Here is a 24,941-nt window from a genome sequence, read left to right on the forward strand (position 1 = left end):
GGCGTCCGGCAGGCGCAGGACGTTGACCACCACATCCGTCAGAGAACTACTACCAAGTGCGACGGGCACGACCCCCAACTCGACGACAAACCGAAGTCCCACGACGCGTCGCGCTTCTGGAAACGGCCCGTTTCGGGCGTCGAAAATCGAGAAACGGTTCGTTCCGTTTTGGCGGAGGTGTGTCGGTTCCCCCGCGGCGTTTCGCCGGTCAGTCCGCGTATTGGGTCGGAACGTACTTCGAGAACGTCGTTTCGTGTTCGTCGTCAGATTCGGTTCCGAGCGGGTTCGGGGACCGAAGCGCCGCGATGAGGCTCCACATGATCCCCGTGAGCAGGGAACCGGTGGCGGAAAGGCTCATCCCGAGCGTGAGGAAGGCGGTTCCGTAGACGATACCGATAACGGCCGATGGGAGGGACGTTCCGAGCGGGACGTTCGCCATCGAATCGCGGAGGGTCGGCACGAGAACGACGAGGGAGAAGACGCTTCCACAGAGGAATACGATGTCTTGCCACATTATCGTTCGACCTCCACTGTGTTTGCTTCGTTGGTTATTTCGTTCATCGACGCAGCGTAGTTGACCGCTGTTGATATAGTTTACTCATCACCGAGTAAATATTTCGACAGAGTGTACCACGGCAATCTCTCCCTAAGAATAGTGCTACCGCTGAACTCGTCATAACTTACCATACACGGGATGTTGTCATCGAAAAACGAGAGTGCGGTCGGTCGTTTTTCGGGACCGCTCACTCGGGAACCGAAATCATCCCTTTCACGGTTCCGGACTCCTTCGCCCGTTCGAAGGCCGCATCGACATCGGTCAGTGTCATCTCGAAATCCACGATTCCTTCGACGTCGACCGCACCGTCGGCCAGCAGTTGGATTGCCGCAGGGTACGTGTTCTGGTAGCGAAACGACCCATGGAAGTCGAGTTCGTTGTCGATGATGTCGCCCGTATCCAGCGGGATTTCCGCGTCCTGTGCGAGGCCGACGAGGACGACGGTTCCGCCGCGCCGAACCGCGTCGATGGTCGTTCGAATCGCGGGAACGGCACCGGACGCTTCGATGACCACGTCCACGCCCGCTCCGTCGGTGCGGTCGGAGACGGCCCCCGCGAGGTCCGTTTCGCTCACGTCGATGGTCGCATCCGCGCCCCGTTCCTCGGCTAAGGCGAGTTTTTCGGGGACGACGTCCGAGATGAACACTTCCGTCGCACCGGCGGCCTTCGCGGCCTCCATCGCCAGCAGGCCGATGGGACCGCACCCGCTGACGAGGACGGAGTCACCGACGCCGACGTCCCCGCGCCGGGCGGCGTGGATGCCGACGCTCAACGGTTCACACAGCGCGCCCTCGCGGGTCGAAACGGAGTCGGGGAGTCGGTACGCGAAGTCGGCGGGCCACGCGACGAACTCCGCGAACGCGCCGTCGTCCGGCGGCGTCGCCATGAACGTCACGTCGGGACAGAGGTTGTACTCGCCGCGCTTGCAGTGGGCACACCGCCGACAGGGGACGCCCGGTTCGAGCGTCACGCGGTCGCCGACGTCGAAATCGCCTTCGGCGTTTTCGCCAACCGAGACGACTTCGCCCGCGCTCTCGTGCCCGAGGATGAGCGGCGATTCGACCACGTAGTCGCCGATGCGGCCGTGTTCGTAGTAGTGGACGTCGGACCCGCAGATGCCGACCTGGCCGATTTCGACGACTACCTCGTCCGAACCGGGGGCTGGTTTGTCACGCTCTTCGACGACGAAGGAACCGGGTTCTTCGAGGACTGCAACTCGCATACGCCACGTTCGTGCCGGGCGATGGTGAACGTTGGTGTCGGTTTCGCTCGGCAAGAATTATTACCTAGTAATATGACTGAGTAATTGATGTCGGAAACACAACTCCACCGCGCTCGTTCCGGCGAACTGACCGCGGCGATGAAACGGGTGGCGGAGCGGGAGAGCAGGGACCCAGAGACGATTCGGCGCGCGATCGCCGAGGGACAGGCGGTCATCCCGAACAACCACGAACACGACGTGCTCGACCCGATGATAATCGGGCGAGAGTTCGCCACGAAGGTCAACGCGAACATCGGCAACAGCGAGACGACGAGCAACCCCGAGGAAGAACTCCGAAAGCTCCACGCGGCGGTTCACTACGGCGCGGACACCGTGATGGACTTGAGCACCGGTGCGAACCTCGATTCGATTCGTGAGACGAACGTCGAACACTCCCCGGTTCCGGTCGGAACCGTTCCGATTTACGAGGCGGTCACGCGCGTCGACGACGTCGCCGACCTCACGCCCGAGTTACTGCTCGATGTCATCGAGAAACAGGCCCGGCAGGGCGTCGATTACATGACCGTCCACGCGGGCGTGTTGCTGGAACACGTCCCGCTCACCAACGGTCGGAAGACCGGCATCGTCTCGCGCGGCGGGTCGATTCTCGCCAAGTGGATGGAGGAGAACGAGGCCCAAAACCCGCTGTACACGCACTTCGAGCGAATTTGTGCGATTTTCGCCGAGTACGACGTGACGTTCAGCCTCGGCGACGGCCTTCGGCCCGGTTGCCTCGCCGACGCGTGCGACGACGCGCAGTTCGCCGAACTGGAGACGTTGGGCGAACTGACCCGAACGGCACGGGACCACGGCGTACAGGTGATGGTCGAAGGGCCGGGCCACGTCCCGATGAACGATATCGAAACGAACGTCGAACGCCAGCAGGAGGTCTGTGACGGCGCTCCGTTCTACGTCCTCGGCCCGTTGGTGACCGACATCGCGCCCGGGTACGACCACATCACGAGCGCCATCGGTGCCACCGAGGCCGCCCGGGCCGGAGCGGCCATGCTGTGTTACGTGACGCCGAAAGAGCACCTCGGACTCCCCGAGGAGGAGGACGTTCGAGACGGCCTCGCGGCGTACCGAATCGCGGCCCACGCGGCGGACGTCGCAACCGGCCAACCGGGTGCCCGCGACTGGGACGACGCGCTCTCGGAGGCCCGCTACGAGTTCGACTGGTCACGACAGTTCGAACTCGCCCTCGACCCGGAACGGGCACGAGCGTACCACGACCAGTCTCTCCCCGGCGATAACTACAAGAAAGCGCGCTACTGCTCGATGTGCGGTGTGGAGTTCTGTTCGATGCGCATCGACCAGGACGCGCGGGACGGCGACGGCGACATGGAATCGATAGACGGAGAGACGGACCTGACGGACTCGTCCGCGGCGGCGGCGAACCTGCCGCCGACGGGGACACACGACACGCGTTCGGTTCCGGACCTACCGTCGTTCGCGGAGCACGCCAGCGAAGGCCACGGCGACGATTGAAGCGGGGCGAGGAGCGTAGAGAGCTAGCGAGTCGGAAGCGTATCCCGACGCTCCACGTCCGAGCCACGGTGTTCCGGCGTCCCGACCGGACTCACGGCCCGGAAGACGGTCTCGGGGTCGCGGGTCTTCCGCCAGTGCCACCGCGTCTTCGCGAGGAGTACGAGTTTTCGAACCGTTCCCAGCGACGGTTCTCGGGAGAGAACGTCGTAGCCCTGCGCTCGAATCTCGCGGTGGTACTCCGCGTAGAGCACCGCCGCGAGCAACACCGCGAACTGGCAGTCCTCGGGGAGGTAGCGGATTCCGGCGACGCCCTCCCGATACAGGGCTTCGGCGCGTCGGAGCTCGTCCTGCATGACTTCGGCGAATCCGTCGTCGAATTCGAGGCGTCGTATCTGTTCGTCGCTTACGCCGTACCGCGAGCGGGTCGTTCGCGGCAGGTAGATTCGATTCCTGTCCACGATGTCCTCGCGCACGTCCCGGAGGAAGTTCGTGAGCTGGAATGCCTCGCCGAGCGACGTCGCGTGGGGACGTGCTCGCTCCGGATTGGCGGGGTTCATCACCGACGTCATCATCTGTCCGACGGCGGCGGCGGACCCTCGCATGTACGTCTCCAGTTCCTCGTAGGTCTCGTAGCGCGACGTCTCGATGTCCGACGCCATCGCGTCGATGAAGACGATGACCTCCTCGTCCTCGATGCCGTGTGATTCACAGAGGTCGTGAAACGCCTCCAGAACCGGGTCTTCGGGGGGCTCTTCTCCGAGCGCCTGTTTTCGAAGCGATTCCAACCGCTCGGCTTGCTCGTCGGGCGGGACGTCGGCGGCGTCGTCCACCACCTCGTCGCAGATTCGAAAGAAGCCGTACAACACATACGTCGGGTGGCGCACTCGCTCGGGCAACAGCCGAGTCGCGAGATGGAACGTTTTCCCGGTCTGCTGCTGTATCGCCTTCCCCGCCTCTATGTGTGTGTCCTTCATGGCGTCGAACCCCGAGAATACCAGTTGGTACGCTGTCATTCTGAAAAAAGACGATGCCAAACCTGTTAGGCACTCTCCGAAACAACCTATCTACTTTCGATAATTTTTCGGATGATGAATGTCCACCGATAATAAAATTGATAGTCGGGTAGTCGCTAGGGGGGAATAACAATGAACAGACGTGCCTTTCTCGCGGCGGGTGCGGTTTCAGCCGTGGGATTAAGCGGATGTCTCGGATTGGGGGGCGGTTCCGGCGGTTCGAAACACAAGTCCGAGGAGGGGTACGATACGAAGGAACAGGACGGCGTGTACGTCCCGCTTGCCCCGCTTTCGGACACCCACGAGTGGTACAAAAACGACTCCGCGAAATTCGCGGACGCACGGGGGAGAAAGCAGTACACGACGTCGCACATCAAGGGAGCGGCACTGAGTACGGCACCCGACGGCCTGTCCAAGGATGACCCCGTCGCTTCGTGGTCCAAGGACCAGAAAATCGTCTGTTACTGTGGCTGTCCCCACCACCTCTCGTCGATGCGCGCCGCAACTCTGCTCAACAACGGGTATACGAACGTCTACGTCATCGACGAAGGATTCTGGGCGTGGCACGAGAAGGGCTATCCGGTGAGCGGCGAGAACACGTCGTACACACCTCCGACGTACGAAATCAACGGACTCGACGCCGCGTCAATCGGCGGGACGGCGTGGGCGCGTCACCTCGAATCGGGACAGATGGAGGCGACGGATATCAAAGAAGACGGTTCCTATTCGCTCCATCTCACGTTCTACGACGTGACCCCGGAATCGGAGATCCGGATTCGAACGCCCGACTACGAGGTGTCGGGGACGCTCTCCCAACTGTCCTCGCGGGTCGTCAAAGGGTAACGCTCGTCGTATCAACACGGAATCACGGCGGACGCGTTTCTCAAGGCTTATATCCCTCGTCGCGAGTGACGACACTCAATGATTCGGTGCAGTCAGGACGGGTGCGGATGGGTCGCCATCGCGCCGTCGGAGCGGGCCGCGTGGAAACAGTACGAATCGCATCTCCTCGGAACGCACGTCGAGACGGTCGAAACGGAGGTTCCCGACGGGCACGTGCAGGTGCGAACCGAGAACGGCGAGTGGAAGACGATGACGCGCGAGCAGGCGCGGGAGTTCCACGAGGAGTAGGCGAAGGTTAGGCATGCAGTTCCCTGTCCGTCGGGTCCTCCAAATCACCGAGGACGACTTCGAAGGCGTCCGTCACCGTCAGCAACCCGATGACGTCGCTTCCGTCCAACACCAGCGCGAGTTCCTGATTTTGGGCCTGAAAGAGGTCGATAGCGTCGGCCACAGTCGTATCACCCGCGACCGTCATCGGGTCGTGTGCGATGTCGGTCAGCGAAACGTCGCCCGACATGAGGCCGTCGTACCGTCCGATGACCGTCGGCGTGTAGACGATTCCCCGAAATTCGTCGAGCGACCCGTCGATGAGCGGGAACCGGACGACCGGGTTCTCCCGCATCCGTTCGATGTTCTCCTCGATGGAGTCCTCGGTCGAGAGGGCGATGATGTCCTCCCGCGGAATCATGACGTCACGAACCGGGACGCGCTCGATTTTGAGCGCGGACAGGATTTCCTCTTCGCGCTCCTCCGGGAGGTCTTCGACCTCGCCGAGAACGTCGCCCATCTCGCGATGGAGGTCCGCTCGACTGGCTATCTGCCGCTCACCGTCCTCGCCGTCCTCGGCCTCCGTCCACGAGCGTTCGATTTCGACGCCGAACAGGGAGAGGAGGCTCTTTGCGATCTTGTCCGCGAGGATGATGACGGGGGACATGAGTTTCGTCCACCAGTAGAGGATTCCCGACCCGTACCGCGCCGCGAACTTCGTCCGTTCGATGCCGAAGTAGGTCGGTGCCTGTTCGCCGACGATGACGTGGAGGAGGTTGATGAGGGCGAGTGCAAAAATCACGGAAAGGGCTTCGGTGGACCCATTACCGAGGCCGATGGCGTTGATGACCGGGTGGAACAGCGCCACGACTGCGGGTTCGGCGACCACACCCAATCCGACGCTGGCGATAGTGATGCCGACCTGGCACCCGGAGAGATAGATTTCGAGGCGGTCGGTCATGTCCCACGCGCGTTGCAGTCCCTTCGAATTCTCGAACTCGGATTTGTCGAACTGCCGTACCCGCGTCATGGCGAACTCCGTGACGACGAAGTAGGCGTTCATCAACAGGAGAAACACTCCACCGAGCAGGCGAAGTACAGTGAGGAGATCAACCATCAGGTGCCTCTCCATCGGGCAGGGTGGTAACGTTGATGGCAAGCCGATGAAAATTCCCTCTATCATCGAGCAGAATAAAAAATATCGAGCGACACGTCTCGAAGAAACCGTCCATCCCCGTTTCGGGACGCACCGCATTCGGTCGGACGCTACTTTCGTCCCGCGTAAACCGCCGGAAGGAGCAGAACACGCCCTGTGTGGATCGTTTCTCCGTTGCGACGGGAGATGTGCTAGTGAACTTATGTCATACTAGAAACCGAAACCTCCATCTTTTTGGTGGGTCTGTCAGTAGTATTCTAACAACAGCTATGGCAATACAGCTTCATAGCCGTGGAGGGCGTCCGTGACGCTCCTCGACCGGCTTTTCGAAAACGTAACCAAGCACAGTCGGGCAATCATCGCCGTGCTCGTCGTCCTGACGGTTCTCGTCGGGGCCGGTGCGCCGATGATAGAGCAATCCTCGTCGCTCGACCAGTTCCAAAGCGACAGCCCGGCCGCGAAGAAACTGAACTACATCAACTCGAACTTCACGACGGGCAACGAGAACACGACCACTGTACAGGTCATCGTGAAAGGCGACAACGTCCTGTCGAAGGAGGCGATGGTCAACTCGTTAGAGTTCCAACAGCGCCTTCGGGACAACCAAACCATCAACGGCACGTTGGCGGAGGACACCGCCACCAGCGGCGTCGCAAACGTCATCGCCATCTCCGCGATTCAACAGGGAAAGGTCGCGGAGCTCAAGGCGTCGGGTGCGGAACTCCAGCGGCGGAGCCAGCAACTCAACCGGACGGCAGCCGGGCTGAGCGACGCGCTCAATCGGACGCGTGCGTTGCAGGTGAAGTACGACAAGTTGAACGCCTCCTACCAGTCGGGCGAGGTGGACAACGAGTCCTACCGGACGCAGTCGGCGACGCTCGAAACCCAACTCGCACGGGTGCGGGCGTCGGCGACGGCGAACCTCTCGACGGAGCAGTCCGCGACGTTCAACAAATCCGCACAGCAGGCACGCGGCCTGCAGGCCAAACTCGACGGGCTGAACGCCTCCTACCGGTCGGGCGAAATCAACCAATCGACCTACGAGCAGCGGGCAGGCGAAATCCAGCCCCAGTTCGGCAAGGTGTACAAACTCGGTACACAAGGCGTGCTGGCGGACGAGTACGAGAAACTCGGCGAGCGGAGCGAAAAACTGCAGCAAAAGCGGAACGCGCTCCAAAACGGCTCGATGCCGACCATCGCCGAGCAACTCGACCAGTTGCGCTCGATGAACCAGTCGCAGATAGACTCGATGACGTCGGCCGTTCTCTCCGGTGACGGGGGCGGTTCGGGCGGCATGTCGAGTCAGGCACTGGCGTTCATGCCGACGTCCTACGACACCGGTTCCACCGAGGCGAACGCGACGATGTTGGTCATCTTCCAGAAACAGGAGAGCCAGTCGTCGATGGAGGGCCAAGCCTCCGACACGCTCGTCACCACCCAAAAGGGAATCAAAACGATCGCGAACGAGGAGTTCGACGAAGCCCTCGTCTTCGGGAGCGGCATCATCAGCGAGGAGATCAACCAGTCGATGGCCGACAGCCTCGCCATCGTCGGGCCGCTGGCGCTGTTGTTCGTCGTCCTGACGCTCATCGTCGCCTACCGCGACCTCCTCGACATCCTGCTCGGCGTCCTCGGTATCGTCTTCGTCCTCGTCTGGACGTTCGGCTTCATGGGCTGGGCCGGAATCACGTTCAACCAGATGTTCATCGCGGTTCCCGTCCTCCTCATCGGGCTAGCCATCGACTACGCGATTCACGTCTTCATGCGGCACCGCGAGGAACGGGAGACGAACCCCGACGAGGACGTTCGGGGGTCGATGCGCGTCGCGCTCGTCAGCGTCGGTGCGGCCCTGACGTGGGTGACCGCGACGACTGTCATCGGCTTCCTCTCGAATCTGGTCAGCCCCCTCCCGCCGATTCAGGACTTCGGTATCGTGAGTTCGGTCGGTATCATCGCGGCGCTGATAATCTTCGGCGGGTTGATTCCCGCCCTCAAACTGGAACTCGATGCGCTCCTCGAATCGCGGGGATACAACCGCAAGAAGCGCGCGTTCGGGACCGGCGGCGGTGCTATCGGTCGCCTCTTGACGGTCGGCGCAACCGCGGCGCGGAAAGCGCCGCTCGCGGTCATCGTCCTCACCCTCCTCGTCAGCGCGGCGGGCGGCTACGGGGCGACGAAAGTGGACACGAGCTTCTCGCAGGAGGACTTCCTCGCGGACAGTCCGCCACACTGGACGAAACAGCTCCCGGAACCGTTCAAGCCCGGCGAGTACTCCGCGAAGCAGAACCTCGATTACGTAAACGACAACTTCGTCAGGCAGGACTCACAGGCCCAACTACTGATACAGGGCGATATCACCCGCGATGATACGCTCGAACAGGTGCATCGGGCACGGGAGCAAGCGGCGGAAAAGGACGTCACGCTCACCCTCTCGAACGGCGAACCACAGGTACAGGGGCCGCTAACGGTGATGAACCAAGTCGCCGCACAGAACCAAACGTTCAATCAGACGTTCACCGCGGCGGACACGGACGGTGACGGCGTCCCCGACAAGGACCTGAAGAAGGTCTACGACGGGTTGTTCGCCGCCGCCCCCGACCAAGCCGCGGGCGTGATTCACCGCGATGACGGCGACTACGACGCGCTCCGTGTCGCCATCTCGTTGAAAGGCGGCGCGTCGAGTTCGGCGGTCACGACGCAGATGCGCGACGTGGCCGACTCCTTCGAGGGTCTCACCGCGACGGCGACGGGACAGTCCATCGTCTTCGAAATCGTGCAGGACGACCTGCTCAACACGGTCATCGAGAGCCTCGTCATCACGATGGTCGCCGTGTTCGCGTTCCTGATGCTCATCTACCGCATCACGGAAGGCAGCGCGACCCTCGGGGCGGTCACCCTGCTCCCGGTCGTGTTCAGCGTGGCGTGGATTCTGGGGACGATGTACCTCCTCGGAATGCCGTTCAACATCCTGACCGGCATGATTACGAGCCTCACGGTCGGGTTGGGCGTCGCGTACAGCATCCACCTCTCCGAGCGGTACAACGTGGAACTCGAACGACAGGGCTCGGTGTGGGACGCGCTCCACGTCAGCCTCACCGGAACCGGTGGTGCGCTGCTGGGCAGTGCAGCGACGACGGTGGGTGGTTTCGGCGTCCTCTCCTTCGCCATCCTGCCCGCGCTCCAGCAGTTCGGGATCATCACCGGACTGACCATCATCTACGCGTTCGTCGCCAGCGTGCTGGTCCTCCCGAGTTTGCTCGTCATCTGGACGCGCTACTTCGGACCGGGTGCGCGCGGAACCATCGAAACTAAGTCCGAAACGACCGCAACCCCGAGTGAGGACTGAAATGGACGAAGCTGACGCCATCGACGCGCTGACCGACCTCGGCCTCTCGAACTACGAGGCCAAGGTGTTCGTTGCACTCCAGAAGTTGGGCACCGGCACCGCGCGGGATATCCATGGCGTCACCGACGTGCCGCGGTCACAGGTGTACGGCGCGGCCGAAGACCTCCAAGAACGCGGTTTGGTGGAGGTAAAACAGTCGAAACCGATTCAGTACCGACCGGTGAGTTTGGAGGCGGCGAAATCGCTACTCCGGGACCAGTTCGAGCGCACGCAGGAACAGGCGTTCGACTACCTCGAAACGGCGAAAAACGAGTTCGTCGACGACGAAGCGGAACGCGAAGACGTGTGGTCTATCGATGGCAGCGACGCGATCACCAGTCGAATCGAGCAGTTGATAGCGGAAGCGGAGTCGCGAATCCTCTTCGGCGTTCACGACGAGTCGGTGTTCGTCGAATCGGTCATCGAGAAATTGGAAGAGCGGGCGAACGCGGGCGTGGACATCCTCATCATCGCGCCACACCCCGTCCTCGAAGACCGTTTGAGCGAACTGAACGTCGTCATCCCCCCGAGCGAGAAGCAGGAAGGCCCCGCGGGACGCCTCCTCATCGTGGACGACGACACCGTGCTCATCAGCATTCTCGGCGAACACGAGAGCGCCATCTGGAGTTCCCAAACCGGGTTCGCGGAAATCCTGTGTCAAACCGTCAGTTCGCACATCCAGGACGAGATCGGCGAATAACCCGACACGCCTTTCTTTCCGTCCACTGTACGTCTGGTATGAACCCGAGACGACGGCTCGCCAGAAACCTGCTCTCGGAGTCACGGGCGTACGGTTACACGCTTTCGATTTGGGGGGGCGGCGGACTTCTGTTGACGCGATTCGGCACGCCCACAGCGATCGATGTGTTTGCGTACGTCGGCGGTGCAATCGCGGCGTTCGCGCTCCTCGCGCTCTTCACGTTCGGCGACTTCGTGGTCGAACCCGACATGACGAGGGAGATACGGGCGACGTCGTTCGTCCACGTCGTCGCGACCCTCGGAAACCTCATCGTTAGCTACCTCCTGACGTTCGTGCTTCACGGATTCGTCGCGTTCCTCGTCGTTGGAGTACAGACCACGTTCACTTACAACGTCCTCCTCCTTCCCGAGGAGTACGTGGCCCACCTGATCGGCGGGTCTGTCCGGTAACTTAACTAGCAGGACGAACAACGGTTTCCCATGGCATGGTACGCTGTCGAGGCGTTGGAGGACGCCATCGAGGGAACGCGGGAGTTTCTCTTTCCGCCGGATGTGGGTACGTGGCTTCGACTCGCAGTCGTTGTATTCTTCCTCGGGGGGTTCGGCACGGCGTCTCCGTTCCAAGGCGGCACGCAGTTCTCGACCGGTTCGGACCAACCGGTTCCGTCACCGCCGAGTAACGTCTCGGTTCCCGTCGATATCCTGACGCTGGTGGCCGTCCTCATCGTCGTCGCCGTCTCTATAGCGATACTGTTCCTCCTCGTCGGGTCGGTGATGGAGTTCGTCTTCATCGAGTCGCTTCGAACGCGGGAGGTTCACGTCAGGAGATATGCAGGGGAGTATTTCGGGCAGGGACTTCGCCTGTTCGCGTTTCGACTGGTTCTCTTTCTCGTCGTCTTTCTGCCGGTCCTCGGCCTCGTCTTATTCGCCCTTTCGGCGTTCTCGTCCGGACCGTCGACGATCACGTTCGGAACGCTGCTGGTTTTCCTTCCCATCTTCGCCATCCTCGTCTTCTTCGTCGCGCTCGTCAATGGATTGACGACTGACTTCGTCGTTCCCGTGATGGTCGCTCGCGAACACAGCGAACCGACGGGAAGGCAGGACTCGTGGCTTCGCGAGCACGGGGTGATAGCCGGATGGCGAGCGTTCTGGCCGACGCTCCGTCGCGAGTGGAAACAGTTCGGTATCTACCTCGTCCTCAAGTTCTTCCTCGCCATCGCGGTGGGATTTCTCGTCTCCATCGCGGCGGGCATCCTCGCGGTTCTCCTGTTGATTCCGTTCGTCGTCATCGGCCTCCTCGTGGTCGTCGCGTTCGGCGGATTATCCGCCGTCGGGACGACGCTCGCGAACCCGCTGGCGCTGGCTCTGTTCGGTCTGCTCGTCCTCGCGTACGTCGTCTGCCTCCTCGTGACGCTCGCCGTCGTCCGCGTACCGATTCGGACGTATCTCGGTTACTTCTCGCTGTTCGTGCTGGGAGACACGGAGGACAAGTTCGACCTCATCCCGGCGCTTCGGGAGAAAATCCGCGACAGTGACTCGACTCGGCCTTAGAGTTTCGCGTCGAGTTGCCGACCCACGGCGTCGTCGCCGACCGGTCCGCAGTCCCGAGCGAGGTGAACGAGCGGGGCGTTTTCCATCCGTAGCCACGCGCCGTCACGGTCGCTGGTGACGGTGACGGAGCGTTGGGTTCGCGGGAGACCGTTCGCCCGAACGCCGTCGGTTCGCTCGCGGACGCCGACCATCTGGAGGTGTTCGCTGGGAAGTTCGGTGACGACGAACCGGTACGTCGGTAGATCGGGGTCGTGCTCACGGAGGGCGTTTCGGTACTCGCGCGCGAGGTCGGCGGCGCGCATCGCGTCGTCGTGGGATTCGAAGCGAGTGCCGGTTATCGGCGTGGGGCATTCGCCGGATTCGGCGGCGACGACGGAGAAGGGACCGGACTCGACCGCTAACTCTTCGATTTCGCGTCGGGTTCGGCTGAGGATGTCGTCCATGTTTAGGCTAACCTAATTTAGGTTTAGGATAGCCTAAAAGCGTTGCGACTCACTCCGTGAGGTCGGCGAGGAGGTGCTCGGCGAGGCGTTTGTCGAGCGGGTCGTTCGCGTTGCCGCATTGTGGGGACTGTACGCAGGAGGGACACCCCGACTCGCAGTCGCAGGCGCGAAGCATCTCCCGCGTGTTCGCCATGAGCGATTCGACGGTTTCGTACCCGTTGCGCGTCAGGCCGACGCCGCCGGGATAGCCGTCGTAGATGAAAATCGTGCTCGTGCCCGTGTGCGGATGCAGCGGCGTGGAGAGGCCGCCGATATCGCCGCGGTCACAGAGGAGTTCGAGCGGGAAGAGCGAAATCATCCCGTGTTCGGCGGCGTGAATCGCGCCGTTGAAATCGCCGTCCATCGCCCGCAACTCGCGCTCCAGATCGTCGGGAATCGTGAAGTAGAGCGCCTTGGTCCGAAGGGTGAGTTCCGGGAGGGAGAGCGATTCCTGTCCGAGCGTCTCACCTCGTTTTGCATCACGCCGTTCGAATCCGGTGATTCGCTTTCGCATGGTCACGTCGGCGAAGCGGACGAGACAGTCCCCACGGGTCGAGAGCGCCTTTTCGGACAAATCCTCCTCGACGGTGATCTCCTTGTCGGTCAGCGTCTTGGTGTGATAGTCCGCCCACGTCGGGGAGAGTTCGGCCACGTCCCGCGACAGGTCGAGGTCGACCACCTCGTAGGACTGACCCTGCTGGTGGTATATCGCGCCGGGGTGGGCGTCGTTCAGCGCGTCGCTGAACGGAAGCGAGGCGATGACCTCGCCGCGCGACCTGTCGAGGAGGTCGATTTCGCGGTCGTCGATGGTGCGAAGGCTCATCTCGTGCTGGGGACTGCCGTTGCCGTCGTACACCCAGCGGACCCCGCCGTTCGTTTGCCGTCGTTCGAGCTCTCCCCGTGCTTCGAGTTCGGTGACGAGTCCGGGGAACGTCGGGCCGAAGTACCTCTCGTCCTCCGGGGAAAGCCACGTCTCGCGCGCGGCGGAGGTGACGTGCGATGGCAGTAACTCCTCGTTTTCGGGGTTGACGACCGCCCGTTCGGGGTCGCCCGAGAAGAACTCGTCCGGGTTCGCCATGAGGTACTGGTCCAACTGGTCCTCGCCCGCGACGAGCGCGACGAGGCTGGGGTCCGTGCCGCGTCCCGCCCGCCCGGCCTGTTGGAACGCCGCCATTCGCGTGCCGGGATAGCCGTCGAGCAGGACGGCGTCGAGGCCGCCGATATCGACGCCGAGTTCCAGCGCGTTCGTGCTCCACGCGCCGCGAACTGCCCCGGAGTGCAAGCCTTCTTCGAGTTCCCGGCGGCGGTCGTTGCGTAGGGCCGCCTGATACGCCGCGATATCGTCGGCGAGCGAACGCTCGCCGCGCCGCCTGAGTTCGTCCGCGCTCTCCATCGCGTACTGTTCGGCGGCCTGCCGGGCGCGGGTGAAGGCCAACGTCTGGTAGTCGTTTCCCACGAGGTCGGCGAAGAGCCGCTTCGTCTCGCCGTGGTTCGACTTCCGACGTTTCGCGCCGCCGTAGCGGTCGTCCTCGTACTCCGGCGGGTTCCAGAGGAGCCAGTGGGTCGGTCCGGTGCGACTCGTGTTCTCGTCCACGAGGGCGAAGGACGATTCCGGCTGATCCGTCACGGCGCTCGCGTGTTCGACGGGGTTGCCGATGGTCGCGGAACAGCAGACGAACTGCGGGGAAGAGTCGAATCGGTCGCAAATTCGCGCGAGTCTGCGGAGGACGAGCGCGACGTGGCTGCCGAAGACGCCGCGATACTCGTGCACTTCGTCGATGACGACCGTCTCCAACCCCTTGAAAAACCAGTCCCAGAGGCGGTGGGCGTACGGGAGCAGGGCGTAGTGGAGCATGTCGGGCGTCGTGAGGACGACGGTCGGCCGTCGGTCGCGGACGGCCCGCTTTTCGTTCTTGTCGAGTCGTCCGGTGTACTGGGCCACCGAGACGCGACTGCCGAACCCCAAGTCGCGGGCGAGATCGGAGAGCGTCTCCTCCTGGTCGTTGATGAGGGCGTTCTGCGGCGCGACGTAGAGGGTCCGCCCGCCGTGGTCCATGGCGCGTTCGAACGCCGGAATCGTGTACGCGAGGCTCTTCCCGCTCGCGGTTTGCGTGGCGACGACGGCGTTCTCGCCGCCGCGAATCGCTTCGACGGTTTCGACTTGGTGCCGGTAGAGTCGCTCGATGCCGCGCCCTTCGAGGGCCGATGCCAGCCGCGATTCGAGCGAGAGGTCGCGAAACTCGCCGTCGTTCCCCGCAACCGTCTCGTGACGGGCGATTTGGCCCTCGTAGTACGGTCGCCCGCGAAGCCAGTCGATGGTGTCCTGCACTGTGCGGGGGTTGGGTTCGGGTGACCTAACCGGTTTCGTCCGTGGCAGGTGTCGGGAAAATCACGGGAACTACCCCTCGTCGGAGTACAATACCGACGGAATGGGTTCCACGACGTCCTCCCCGTACGACCACGAGATGATTCCGTAGTCGGCCAGTCGCGGCAGGTGTTCCTGTTCGAGCCGAAAGCGTACTCGCTCCTGTTCGGACTGCGATACGTTCGTCACGGGCGTCCCGTCACATCGGCTCGCCACGTCCGCCGCCACCCGCGAGATCGGCGTCTCGGCTTCCTGCTCGCTGAGGTACAGGACGAGGTGCCGTCGTTGTTCGTTCTTGAGCAACTCGTAGACCCAATCCGACGTTGCGGTGAGTGACTCGGCACCGACCGTATCCAAGAATCGCAGCAACTCCATGAGTTCCCCCTCTCCACAGTTCGACCCATCACCCATACCCGTTCTAGTACACTGACGGGTATGAATCACCCGATGGTGGCGATATGTCCTACGGTTGCCCGTCCTCCCCCGTCACCGGTCGGCGAAGGCCGCCCTGTGGAGGACGACGATATCGTCATGAACGGTGATTCGAGCCGACTCCCCCTCGAAATCGGAGTTATCATCGGGGTTCATCTCGATACCGTTAGCTGATATAACGAAAAACCGGTACAAGGGCTTTTGACCGTGCGGAGACTACCGCTACGAGACTATGGGCACGACGCAGGATGGTTCTACCTTGCCGTTCATGTGCGGCGTAGAGGAACCGACGCGGTTGCAGTACGACTGGGGGAGCGAGGAACCGTTAGGTACGTACATCGTCCAACGGATGGCCGAGCGTGCGCAGGTTGATTCCACCGGCGTCCCGGAATCGCTGTACGGGTGCATCGACCCCGATGCGCTGGAGGACTTGTTCCGACCGCTCGTCGACGGAACCCCCCGACGGAACGGTGAAGTAACGTTCACGTTCGCGGGCCACTACGTTACCGCGAACAGCGACGGAACGATAGAAATCGAGTCCGAACTCGGGCGATTGAAGCGAACCGGCGGAAACATACTACTCACCGGCGACGTACCGGTGGACGTTTTCGAGGAGTTGAGCGTGCAGTTCTTGGGAGAACCGGACTACGACAGAACGCATCTGTTCGCGCTTTACGGACGTGATACGGGCGTGGCCCGGACGCGACTCGAACGGGCGAACGCGAACCTCGACAACGCACGGGTCCTCTCCCACGAAGCGGCGGTGCGTTCGGCGACGGAAGTGCGAACGGAGAGCCAACCGACCAGACCGGCCGTATCGCCGGTAGCGGGGTCAATCGACGACTTCCAAACCGAGATTCTGGACGAGATATTCGAACTACAGTACCACCGAAAGGGGCTCGACCCGGGGCAGTTACGGTTCTGTATGGACTCGCTACAGTTCATTTCGGACGAGGAAGAAGCGGACGCGGTGGAGGAGTTCGTGCGAAACGTTACGGAAACCGTCGAGGAGGTGGCCGGACTGGGCCAGTACGTCTTCCCGGGGGCGTACGACTCCGCTCAGGTCCAAGCGGTCGAACCGCTGTTCGACGTAACTATCGAGCTGAAAATCGACGAGGGCGGGCCGACGCAGCGATGGCACCTTCACGACACTGAATACACGACCACGTGGTTCCCGCTCTGACGATTTCCGCGCTCGGTTTCCGACTGACCGATCTCACCGCGGCGGTTACGGAACGCCCTCGACGAGCCAGCCCACAGAATTGAAATGAAGCCGATATTTCGTCCCAGTTCCGAGTTCGACGGGATTACCGTCGTCGACCCGATTCATCGACGGCAGTTCCCGATTCGAACGTCGGACGCAGTCGACCCGCGTCCGTCCGATGTCGATCAGTTTTACTTTCCGGTCGACAACGCGACCGAGTTCACGACGGACACCCTCGTACTCCCCTACGTCGTCATCACGCACGTCCGCACCGTGGACGGGACGTTCCTGACGAAGGCCGAGGATTTTTCGTACGAACAGTTCCCCGAAGGGGAGTACCTCCTCGAACTGAACGCGCCCATTCGGATTTACCTGCGCGTTAGCGGTGCGTTGACCCTCGCTTCGTCGGCCGAACACATGGCGTTCGACTTCGATACGGAAACGCGGGTTCGTATGGGGGCGCGCTCCTATCACGAACAACCAGCAGCGACGGTGACGACGACGTCGTCGCCACGCGACGTGATGGCCGCCGTCTCGACGTTCGGGTCGGCACTGAAGACGCTGAGCTGTGAGCGGTCGCTTCCGTCGCTCAGGGGCCATCCTCCTCGAATCGAACTCGGGGACGAACTGCACGTTCCCGCCGAAATCGCGCCGCCGGAAACGGGCGTTCGAATCGAGCTTCCGCCGGAACTCCCGATGATATACTCGGCAAGTACCCTCGCGTACTATCTCGGTGGGACCCTAGTTCCGGGCGACGACCCGAGGCTGGTGACTGACCGTGGGTTCGTCCACCCTCTCGATCACCCCGAACGCGGATATGAGGGCGAAATCGAACGAATACTCCGCCAATCGTTGCTGTTCGACTGTGTAACGCGAACTGAAGGGCTGTATCAGATACCGCTCCACGAGCGGCGCGCGATCGAACCCCTTCTCGACATCCCGCTCGACGAGTTGTACGAGCTGGACCTCGCGGAGCAGGTCGAAACGTATCTCGACGTGCCGTTCGACGCCGTTCGGGAACACGTCCCGACGTGGCTGTTGTCGACGACGGTCACGGACGATATCACCAACGTCGGGGCGATTCCGTATCTGGCGAACAACCTCTCGCTCGTCACGACGCCGAGGGAGCACAACCGTCACGAACCGGTGCCGGAAACTCCCGATCCGATCGACAGTTTTCTTCGTGGTGCGGAGGTGCGAAGGGGCGAACAACGGGCGGAATCCGACCCGTACGTCGCGCCGACCGTGACGGATTCGCTGGAACACGCGTGGCTCGGTCGGGGGATGCCCATCGGCGCGAACAAACTGATCGAACGCGCGTTCGAGAACAGGTTGGAGCGCTCCTCCTCGACCGAGGGTATCGACATCACGGTGGTGTGTAACGAACCGGAGATGAGTCCGGAGTACGACGCGGGTGACGCGCTCTACGGGAAACGGGACGAACTCGCGTTCGACATCGACGTTCATCGGAACCTCTCGGTGGACGAACTCGCGTCGGTCCTCACCACGCCCACCGACTTCCTTCACTACATCGGTCACATCGAGGACGGGCATTTCATCTGTCGGGACGGGAAACTCGACGTCGAATCCATCGACGACGTCGCGGTCGATACCTTCCTATTGAACGGGTGTCGGTCGTACGAACAGGGAATCGCGCTCGTCGACTCCGGAAGTATCGGCGGCGTCGTCACCTACAGCGAAATCACGAACAAGAGCGCGATAGAGATCGGTCGGACCATCGCGCATCTCCTGAACCGGGGGTTCTCACTTCGATCCGCGCTCACCGTCGTTCGGGAGCAACAGATGGTCGGCAATCAGTACATCACCGTCGGCGATGGCAGCATAGAGATCGCCCAAAGCGAAAGCGGAACCCCGTTCGTCTGTCATCTGGGGCGGGCGGGTGACGGGCGCTACGAGTTGGGGATAACGACGTACCCGACCATCGAATCCGGGATGGGTGCCCTGTTTACCCCGTTCATCAGCGATATCGAGACGTACTTCCTGAGCGGTGGAGAAGTGAGCACGTTCTCGGTGGACGAGGAGACGCTGATCCGGTTCCTCCGTCTCGAACGGATCCCGGTAATCGTCGATGGCGACCTCTCGTGGTCGACAGAAGTAAATCCGGAACTGCTGTAAAAACGTCGGTTATCGAATCGTTCCGCCCGCCGCCGCCGCTACGTTACCCGTCTGGGTGAGCAGCAGGCAGATGGCGAACAGCACGCCGATCATTCGTGGGTTCTCTTCGAGGTACGTCGCCAAGGTGTCATTACTTTCGGACATCGCATCCGTTCCGTGGTACCGCTGGAGAATAGCTTTTTCTAAATGATGATTAGAGGAAATAAATTGGAATTTCTCTTTTTCTCCCAAGAGAAAGCAGACGGTATGGAGACGTTGCCTCCAAAGTGGTCCCAGAACGGGCGGGTTATTCGCGTCAACGTATCGTTCCCGTGGAAGTACGTCGTTCAATGTGGGCTATCCCCTTGAGTAATCACCGGTTACGAGCCCGTATGCTATCGTCTACCGTTCGACTCGAACGCGTTCAACACGAGCAATTCGCTGTTCCACACCGCGCTACCGCTCGGAAACGTCCGAGGAGTGATATCCAGCCAAAACACCTATCACACAACGAATTTTTGGGCACTTGAAAACACCAGCCAAAAATGCGAAGAAAATTTTAAGGAAACGCAAATCATGTGCCGTAAAGAGGTCAGAAACTATGTCAGACGACAAAAAACACGGCTCTGGAAACGTTTCACCGGGGGACACGAGCCAACGAGTGGGGATGGAAGCCGTCCGGCGACGTGGTGGAGAACCCGAGGAAATAAAGGAGACGCTCATCGACGCCATCGGCGCGGAGTTCACGACGTACTACTACTACACGAATCTCCGCTGCTGGTTGGCGGGCGAGGAGGACTACAAGGAGATAACGGAGGACGCCCGTCTCGAAGACCGCGCACACTTCGAACTCGTGATGCCGCGCGTCTACGAACTCGGCGGACAGCTCCCGAACGACATCCGGGCCTTCGCCGACCGTGCGTCCTGCCCGGACGCCGAACTGCCCGAGGACCCGACGCCGGAGAACATCCTCGAAACGCTCCTCGAAGCGGAACGCTGTGCCATCCGAACGTGGGCCGAAGTGTGCGACATGACCCGCGACTGTGATCCGCGCACCTACGACTTGGCGTCGCGCATCTACAACGAGGAAGTGGATCACGAAGCGTGGTTCATCGAACTCCTCTCGCGCGAACGCGACGACGAAGCCAACCCGGCGGGCCACTTCGTCCGGGGCGAACCCGGCGACGCGCCGTACTCCAAGAACCACGACTTCAACGAATCCGCGTAACGGATTCCGGCCAACAGTCTCATTTCTTCGTGGTCATTACGACGCCCGTGAGTCCCCACACCGTCGAGATAGAGGTCCCCGAAGAGTGCGACATCGAACAGGCGGGCGAGACGGTCGAGATGGACGTTCCCGAGGACGAGTACCTCCTCGCCGCCGCGCGGGACCGCGGAGTATGGCTCCCCGCCGACTGCCAGCAGGGGTGGTGTACGACCTGCGCCGCCGAACTCCTCTCCGGCGATGTCGATCAGTCGGATTCGCGGCGGTACTACGAGGAGGACAGGGAAGCGGACATGATTCTTCCCTGCACCGCGAAACCCCGTTCGGACGTCACGTTCGAGGCCTGCCAGTACGAGGAGATGCTGGACCTCCGGGCGGAACACGACCAGCCGCCCGGACGTTCGAAGCGATAGACGGACGTTTCCGCACTCTGCGAGAACACTTTTCCGCGAAAATCGCGTACGACAAGCGTATGAGCGAGTATCACGCGGTCCTCGTCTTCGACGGCGACTGCCCGTTTTGCTCGGCCGCCGCGTCCGCCCTTCGCCGGGTACGCGGCGTGGGCGCGATTCCGTGGGGTGACGACGCCGCCCAGTCGTTCCTCGACGCGCAGTTCGACGGGACGCCGTTCGCGTTGGTGTTCGCCGAGCGCGAGGAAGGACGGGTGTACGTCGGGCGGGACGCGGCCCGCGAACTCTGTGAGCGGGCCGGGATGCCGACGTTGGTCGGCGATATCGTCGGCGACAACTACGAATCCATCGCGGACGCCGTTCGAACGGTCACGGGGGTCGCCGAGGACCCGGACCGGTACCACGGCGTCTATCCGATGGCCGAAGCGGCCCGCGAGCGGTTCGATTCGCTCGCCGCGGACGCGGGGTCGATGCCGCTCGCGATGTCGAAGGACTGAGCCGTCCGACGCGCTTTGCACCCTTCCCGAACGTTAAAAGCCTCGTTCTCGTAGCCTCCGTCATGTTCTCAACTATCGACTATCTCGATTGGATCACCGGACGGCCCGACGCCGCGACCCACGACCTGGGGTCGAGCGACCTTCGTCGGGCGGTGCCGGAACCGGACGGCATCGTCCCGCCGGACCTCGGCGACCTGCCGTCCCCGCCGGACGACCTCGACCTCGAAACCATCATCGCCGACGCGTACGACGTGGGGACGGAGAACGTCCTCGTCACTGCCGGAGCGACGCACGCGAACTTCGTCGCGATGGCCGCCGCGATCGGCGCGGCGGAATCCGATAATGAGGACGATGAGGACGACGGGAACGGAACTCCCCGCGTATTGGTCGAAAAGCCCGGCTACGAACCGCTGGTTGCGACGCCCGACGGACTCGGTGCCACTGTGGACCGGTTTCGCCGACCGAAGGAGGCGGGCTACGAACTCGACCCGGCACGAATCGAGGGGGCGCTGAGCGACGAAACGTGCTGCGTGGTCGTGACGAACCGCCACAACCCGAGCGGGAGCAGAGCGAGTCGTGAGACGCTCGCGGAGGTCAGTCGCACTGTCGCCGACAACGACGCGACCCTCCTCGTGGACGAGGTGTACGCGCCCTTCTGTACCGATGACGAAGCCAGCGTGTTCGGCGGTCCGACCGCCGTGAACCTCCCCAACACCGTCATCACCAACTCCGTGACCAAGTTCCTCGGGTTCGGACCGATTCGGGTGGGATGGCTGGTCGCCGACGCGGAGTTCGTCTCACGAGCGCAGTCGGTCATGTTTCACGTGCCAGCGGTTTCGGGTCCCGCAATGGCGCTGACCCGCCGTGCGCTGTACGACGAGTCGGATCTCGCCGACGGGTCGCGCGACCGAATCGAGGCGAACCGGGACCTGCTCGCGGCGTTCGTCGCCGAACGCGACGACCTCTCGGGGTCTGTCGCCCCGGGTTGTACCTACGGCTTTTTCTCCCACGAGTCGGCCGACGGCGACGAGATTTCGGAAGCAGCGTGGGAGGAAGGTATCCTCGTCGTTCCGGGCCGGTTCTTCGACGACGACGAGCGATTCCGCCTGAGTTTAGGTCTCGACACCGAGACTGTTCGGGAGGGATTGGACGCGTTCGGAACTGTCCTCGATTCGGTATCTGCCAAGAGTTAAGGCCCGCGCATACCATCACTCGTGCATATGGACGGAAGCCCAGCGGAAATTACAACGCTCGTCGGTCGCGAGGTTTACTCTAACAACGGTGTCTTCGTCGGCGAGGTTGACGACCTGCGACTCGATTTGAACGAAATCGCCGTGACGGGCCTCGCGCTCGGCGGTATCAACGACGAACTGTTCGGCAACCGAATCTCGGCGGGACGCGGCGTCATCATCCCCTACCGGTGGGTTCGTGCTGTCGGCGACGTCATCCTCGTCAACGACGTGGTGGAACGACTGAAGCAATCGGAAGAGAGCGGAGAAGAAGAAGCGGTCGTCTAGTTTCCGTTCGTCTCTCCATCGACGCCCATCGCGTCGAACAGTTTCTTCTTGACGGCTTCCTCGGTGAGCGACAGGAGCGTATCGCGATTGTCCTCGTTCGTCTCGATGCCGGTGAAGATGCCGAGCGGGATTTCGGCGCTGGCCTGCGTGGAGTGGCCCGCCGCCTCGCCGATGGTGTCGAAGGCGTCCTGCAGGACGTTGCCGATGTTCATCCTGATGTCCTTCGAGCGAGCGGCGAGGTAGATGGTGTCGTCCGCGATGCCGAAAACGGCAGAAGTAGTGATTCCTTCCAGGTTGAGGAGATGTTGTGCCGCCTGTGTCAGCGCGTCGCGGTCACGGATGAAGCCCGCGTTGCTGACGAGGTGACTGCCCTGCACTTCCCGGTTCGTGATGGCCTCCGCGAGCACGTCCAACGTTTCGGGCGACATCGACGGCGACTCGACCTGTTCGAGCGTGTCGTGATTGGCGAACGGGTACAGATACGCCGCCGCGGTGAGGTCGGCGGGCGTCGTGTCGCGCTTGAAGTCGAGCGTTTCCGCGCGGATTCCGTACAGGAGCGCCGTCGCGACTTCCTCGCTGAGGTTGATATCGAACTCCTGTACGTACTTCGTCATGATGGTCGAGGTGGAACTGACGTTCGGTCGAACGTCCGAGAACTCCGCCTCGTACTCCGAATCCGGTTCGTAATGGTCGATGAGGATGTCGACCGGGTGGTCGAGTTCCGGTTGGGTCGCCCGCATGTGGTCCACGAGGGCGAACGTGTCGTAGGTCTCGATGTCCACCTCGTCGCGCTGGAGGAGTTCGATGCCCAGCAGGTTGACGAACGCGCGGTTTTCCTGATGGCCGATTTCGCCGTGATAGAGGATGTCCGCTTCGATGCCGAGGCTTTCCGCGATGGTCTGGAGCGCGGCGGCGCTGGCGATCGAGTCGGGGTCGGGGTTGTCGTGGGTGAGAACCGCGAGTTTGCCCGACGTGTCCTCGATGACGCCGGACAGTTGCCGGGCCTTGTACTCCAACTCGCCCGCTTCGAGCGAGCGAAGCGCGGAGTTGGCGATGACCGTCGAGGGGTTGATGACCACGTCCGCTCCCATCTCGGTGAGCTCGTCCGCCGACACCGGGTCGCTCGCTCGGACGACGGTGAACCGCTCGCCCCCACCGGACTGAAGGTTCGAGACGGCTTCCTTGTTCGCCGCGACGTCCGAAGAGAGGATGAGCACGACGTCCCGGTCGGAGACTTCGTCCGCCACCGATTCCTCTCGGATATCGCCCCCCTGCGCGTTCAGGTCCTGATCACGGAGCGCCTCAACGCGGTCGCTGTCCCGGTCGACGATGAGAACCTCCTTCCCCTGTGCGACGAGTTCTTCGGCGACAGCGTAGCCGACGCTCCCACAACCGAGAATTGCGTACGAAGACATCGAAGAGATAGTTATCCCGGCGCTCATTACTACTGGGGCGTTACCCCGGCCGGTACTTAATCCTCCCGGAGCGACGCTGAAACCAGCCCAACGGACCGTTTTACTCACGCAAACGCGGACTCGTATTCGTCCAAAATAGTCCAAAAAGAATGTCACAACGAGCCGATGTGAACGTCAAACGTCCGCGGAGTGAACGAGCATCCTACGCCCTTCTTCGACTACTTCGATCACGGGAGAAAGAAGCGTCCAGTGAAAATAACCTGATATTTGTGCGGTTTTTCGACGGAGAATCAGCCCGTTTTCGACCCGCATTTTCCCTCCCGTTTCCCGGCAAACCGGCTGACCGCAATCCGAAAGGAAACGTATTTACGTCACACCCGACTTCTTCAGAATGCGTTGGGCCGGTAGCTCAGTTAGGCAGAGCGTCTGACTCTTAATCAGACGGTCGCGTGTTCAAATCGCGCCCGGCCCGTTTTTGCCACGAACTACTTCGTGAGTGGCAAAACGGCACCAGTTATTTGAATCGCAGGGAGGTCGCGCGCAGCGAAGCGAGCACGTCCGACCGTGTGTTCAAATCGCGCCCGGCCCGCTTTTGCGAGGAATGAACTCGTGAGTTGCGGCTGTCTCGATGATTTGGGGATGACGGGATGGAATCGTGGTAGAACGTGTTGATTTTGATTCGGGTTCTGATTTTGTCGTGATTGCAGTTACCGAAACGACTACTTCGAAAGCCCCCGCCCGTTCGCTACGGATCACACTTGGGTGTCTTGTGATTGCAGTCACCGAGAAGCAGACCTCGAAAGCCCTCGTCCGCTCGCGGCTGCTGTGCGGGATATTCTGGCCGCTCCGCAACGCACGGCCAGAATAGTGGCCCGCACAGCAACCACGCAGGCGCGACCGGACGGCCCCTTTCAGTCCCACCCGCGACCGCACCGCCACCACACCACGCCCTCCCCAACCGACTCTTCACTCCGTTCAGTCGTCCCTCGCGCGCCGCCCGACTGGGTCATATCGTACGCCCCGTCCTTCCGAATGGCGCGCTGACGAGGTGGTTCGGTTG

General features: G+C 62.0%; 23 protein-coding genes and 1 tRNA gene. 15 read left to right on the forward strand and 9 right to left on the reverse strand.

Annotated features, from left to right (window positions below):
* Positions 1-208: 208 nt before the first annotated feature.
* Both LJF34_RS04135 and LJF34_RS04140 read right to left on the reverse strand, forming a co-directional pair.
* Positions 209-514 carry a hypothetical protein gene (locus LJF34_RS04135; RefSeq protein WP_231183446.1) on the reverse strand — a complete coding sequence of 102 codons (306 nt, stop codon included), beginning with the start codon at positions 512-514 and terminating at the stop codon, positions 209-211.
* A 229-nt stretch (positions 515-743) separates the two neighbouring features.
* Positions 744-1,778 (reverse strand): NAD(P)-dependent alcohol dehydrogenase, encoded by a 1,035-nt coding sequence (locus LJF34_RS04140; RefSeq protein WP_231183447.1) that lies wholly within the window; start codon positions 1,776-1,778, stop codon positions 744-746.
* Between the two features lie 87 nt (positions 1,779-1,865).
* On the opposite strand from LJF34_RS04140, the gene thiC reads away from it, so the two are divergent.
* Positions 1,866-3,305 (forward strand): phosphomethylpyrimidine synthase ThiC, encoded by a 1,440-nt coding sequence (gene thiC / locus LJF34_RS04145; RefSeq protein WP_231183448.1) that lies wholly within the window; start codon positions 1,866-1,868, stop codon positions 3,303-3,305.
* Positions 3,306-3,328: 23 nt separating this feature from the next.
* Here thiC and LJF34_RS04150 read toward each other — a convergent pair whose 3' ends face one another.
* A complete protein-coding gene (locus LJF34_RS04150) occupies positions 3,329-4,279 on the reverse strand; it encodes a phytoene/squalene synthase family protein (protein ID WP_231183449.1) in 951 nt (316 codons plus the stop codon).
* A 171-nt stretch (positions 4,280-4,450) separates the two neighbouring features.
* On the opposite strand from LJF34_RS04150, the gene LJF34_RS04155 reads away from it, so the two are divergent.
* Together LJF34_RS04155 and LJF34_RS04160 are read left to right on the forward strand one after the other, a co-directional pair.
* Positions 4,451-5,161 carry a rhodanese-like domain-containing protein gene (locus tag LJF34_RS04155; protein ID WP_231183450.1) on the forward strand — a complete coding sequence of 237 codons (711 nt, stop codon included), beginning with the start codon at positions 4,451-4,453 and terminating at the stop codon, positions 5,159-5,161.
* A gap of 78 nt (positions 5,162-5,239) precedes the next feature.
* Positions 5,240-5,449 (forward strand): hypothetical protein, encoded by a 210-nt coding sequence (locus LJF34_RS04160; RefSeq protein WP_231183451.1) that lies wholly within the window; start codon positions 5,240-5,242, stop codon positions 5,447-5,449.
* Between the two features lie 7 nt (positions 5,450-5,456).
* On the opposite strand, the gene LJF34_RS04165 is transcribed toward LJF34_RS04160, so the two are convergent.
* Entirely contained in the window at positions 5,457-6,545 is a 1,089-nt protein-coding gene (locus LJF34_RS04165; protein ID WP_231183452.1) for a hemolysin family protein, read from the reverse strand.
* Between the two features lie 343 nt (positions 6,546-6,888).
* Here LJF34_RS04165 and LJF34_RS04170 point away from each other — a divergent pair, with 343 nt between their 5' ends.
* From LJF34_RS04170 to LJF34_RS04185, 4 genes are read left to right on the forward strand one after another with little or no spacing between them, the layout of a single operon-like run.
* Positions 6,889-9,930 (forward strand): MMPL family transporter, encoded by a 3,042-nt coding sequence (locus LJF34_RS04170; protein WP_231183453.1) that lies wholly within the window; start codon positions 6,889-6,891, stop codon positions 9,928-9,930.
* A 1-nt stretch (position 9,931) separates the two neighbouring features.
* A complete protein-coding gene (locus tag LJF34_RS04175) occupies positions 9,932-10,669 on the forward strand; it encodes a TrmB family transcriptional regulator (RefSeq protein WP_231183455.1) in 738 nt (245 codons plus the stop codon).
* A 38-nt stretch (positions 10,670-10,707) separates the two neighbouring features.
* Positions 10,708-11,118: a hypothetical protein gene (locus LJF34_RS04180; RefSeq protein WP_231183457.1), complete on the forward strand. Its 411-nt coding sequence runs from the start codon at positions 10,708-10,710 to the stop codon at positions 11,116-11,118.
* Between the two features lie 30 nt (positions 11,119-11,148).
* Positions 11,149-12,219: a hypothetical protein gene (locus LJF34_RS04185; RefSeq protein WP_231183459.1), complete on the forward strand. Its 1,071-nt coding sequence runs from the start codon at positions 11,149-11,151 to the stop codon at positions 12,217-12,219.
* Here the strand turns inward: LJF34_RS04185 and LJF34_RS04190 are convergent.
* The 3 genes from LJF34_RS04190 to LJF34_RS04200 all read right to left on the reverse strand — a co-directional run bounded on the left by LJF34_RS04190 (position 12,216) and on the right by LJF34_RS04200 (position 15,441).
* On the reverse strand, positions 12,216-12,662 hold the full coding sequence (locus LJF34_RS04190) for a hypothetical protein (RefSeq protein WP_231183461.1): 447 nt from the start codon (positions 12,660-12,662) through the stop codon (positions 12,216-12,218). The two genes, LJF34_RS04185 and LJF34_RS04190, sit on opposite strands and share 4 nt — an antisense overlap.
* 49 nt (positions 12,663-12,711) lie before the next feature.
* Positions 12,712-15,030, reverse strand: coding sequence for a DEAD/DEAH box helicase (locus LJF34_RS04195; protein ID WP_231183462.1), 2,319 nt, complete (start codon positions 15,028-15,030; stop codon positions 12,712-12,714).
* 69 nt (positions 15,031-15,099) lie between these two features.
* Entirely contained in the window at positions 15,100-15,441 is a 342-nt protein-coding gene (locus LJF34_RS04200) for a hypothetical protein (protein WP_231183463.1), read from the reverse strand.
* A 289-nt stretch (positions 15,442-15,730) separates the two neighbouring features.
* Between LJF34_RS04200 and LJF34_RS04205 the strand changes: the two genes are divergently transcribed.
* Complete coding sequence (locus tag LJF34_RS04205; RefSeq protein ID WP_231183464.1) at positions 15,731-16,681, forward strand: HalOD1 output domain-containing protein; 951 nt, start codon at positions 15,731-15,733, stop codon at positions 16,679-16,681.
* Between the two features lie 84 nt (positions 16,682-16,765).
* Positions 16,766-18,838 carry a hypothetical protein gene (locus LJF34_RS04210; RefSeq protein WP_231183465.1) on the forward strand — a complete coding sequence of 691 codons (2,073 nt, stop codon included), beginning with the start codon at positions 16,766-16,768 and terminating at the stop codon, positions 18,836-18,838.
* A gap of 9 nt (positions 18,839-18,847) precedes the next feature.
* Here the strand turns inward: LJF34_RS04210 and LJF34_RS28855 are convergent, their stop codons facing one another.
* Positions 18,848-18,982: a hypothetical protein gene (locus LJF34_RS28855; RefSeq protein WP_255665650.1), complete on the reverse strand. Its 135-nt coding sequence runs from the start codon at positions 18,980-18,982 to the stop codon at positions 18,848-18,850.
* Between the two features lie 436 nt (positions 18,983-19,418).
* On the opposite strand from LJF34_RS28855, the gene dps reads away from it, so the two are divergent.
* The 5 genes from dps to LJF34_RS04235 all read left to right on the forward strand — a co-directional run bounded on the left by dps (position 19,419) and on the right by LJF34_RS04235 (position 22,466).
* On the forward strand, positions 19,419-20,045 hold the full coding sequence (dps, locus tag LJF34_RS04215; RefSeq protein ID WP_231183466.1) for a DNA protection during starvation protein: 627 nt from the start codon (positions 19,419-19,421) through the stop codon (positions 20,043-20,045).
* A 47-nt stretch (positions 20,046-20,092) separates the two neighbouring features.
* Entirely contained in the window at positions 20,093-20,455 is a 363-nt protein-coding gene (locus tag LJF34_RS04220; protein WP_231183467.1) for a 2Fe-2S iron-sulfur cluster-binding protein, read from the forward strand.
* A gap of 59 nt (positions 20,456-20,514) precedes the next feature.
* Entirely contained in the window at positions 20,515-20,949 is a 435-nt protein-coding gene (locus LJF34_RS04225) for a DUF393 domain-containing protein (RefSeq protein ID WP_231183468.1), read from the forward strand.
* A 62-nt stretch (positions 20,950-21,011) separates the two neighbouring features.
* On the forward strand, positions 21,012-22,142 hold the full coding sequence (locus tag LJF34_RS04230) for a pyridoxal phosphate-dependent aminotransferase (protein ID WP_231183469.1): 1,131 nt from the start codon (positions 21,012-21,014) through the stop codon (positions 22,140-22,142).
* Positions 22,143-22,169: 27 nt separating this feature from the next.
* The gene (locus tag LJF34_RS04235; RefSeq protein WP_231183471.1) at positions 22,170-22,466 is read left to right on the forward strand and encodes a PRC-barrel domain-containing protein; all 297 of its coding nucleotides are present in this window, start codon (positions 22,170-22,172) and stop codon (positions 22,464-22,466) included.
* Here the strand turns inward: LJF34_RS04235 and LJF34_RS04240 are convergent.
* Positions 22,463-23,908, reverse strand: coding sequence for a DHH family phosphoesterase (locus tag LJF34_RS04240; RefSeq protein ID WP_231183473.1), 1,446 nt, complete (start codon positions 23,906-23,908; stop codon positions 22,463-22,465). The genes LJF34_RS04235 and LJF34_RS04240 overlap by 4 nt on opposite strands.
* 371 nt (positions 23,909-24,279) lie before the next feature.
* Here LJF34_RS04240 and LJF34_RS04245 point away from each other — a divergent pair.
* A tRNA-Lys gene (locus LJF34_RS04245) sits at positions 24,280-24,353 on the forward strand.
* Positions 24,354-24,941: the final 588 nt, after the last annotated feature.

Origin of the sequence: Haladaptatus sp. DYF46 (assembly GCF_021083305.1) — an archaeon.
In the GTDB taxonomy this organism is placed as follows: Archaea; Halobacteriota; Halobacteria; order Halobacteriales; family Haladaptataceae; genus Haladaptatus.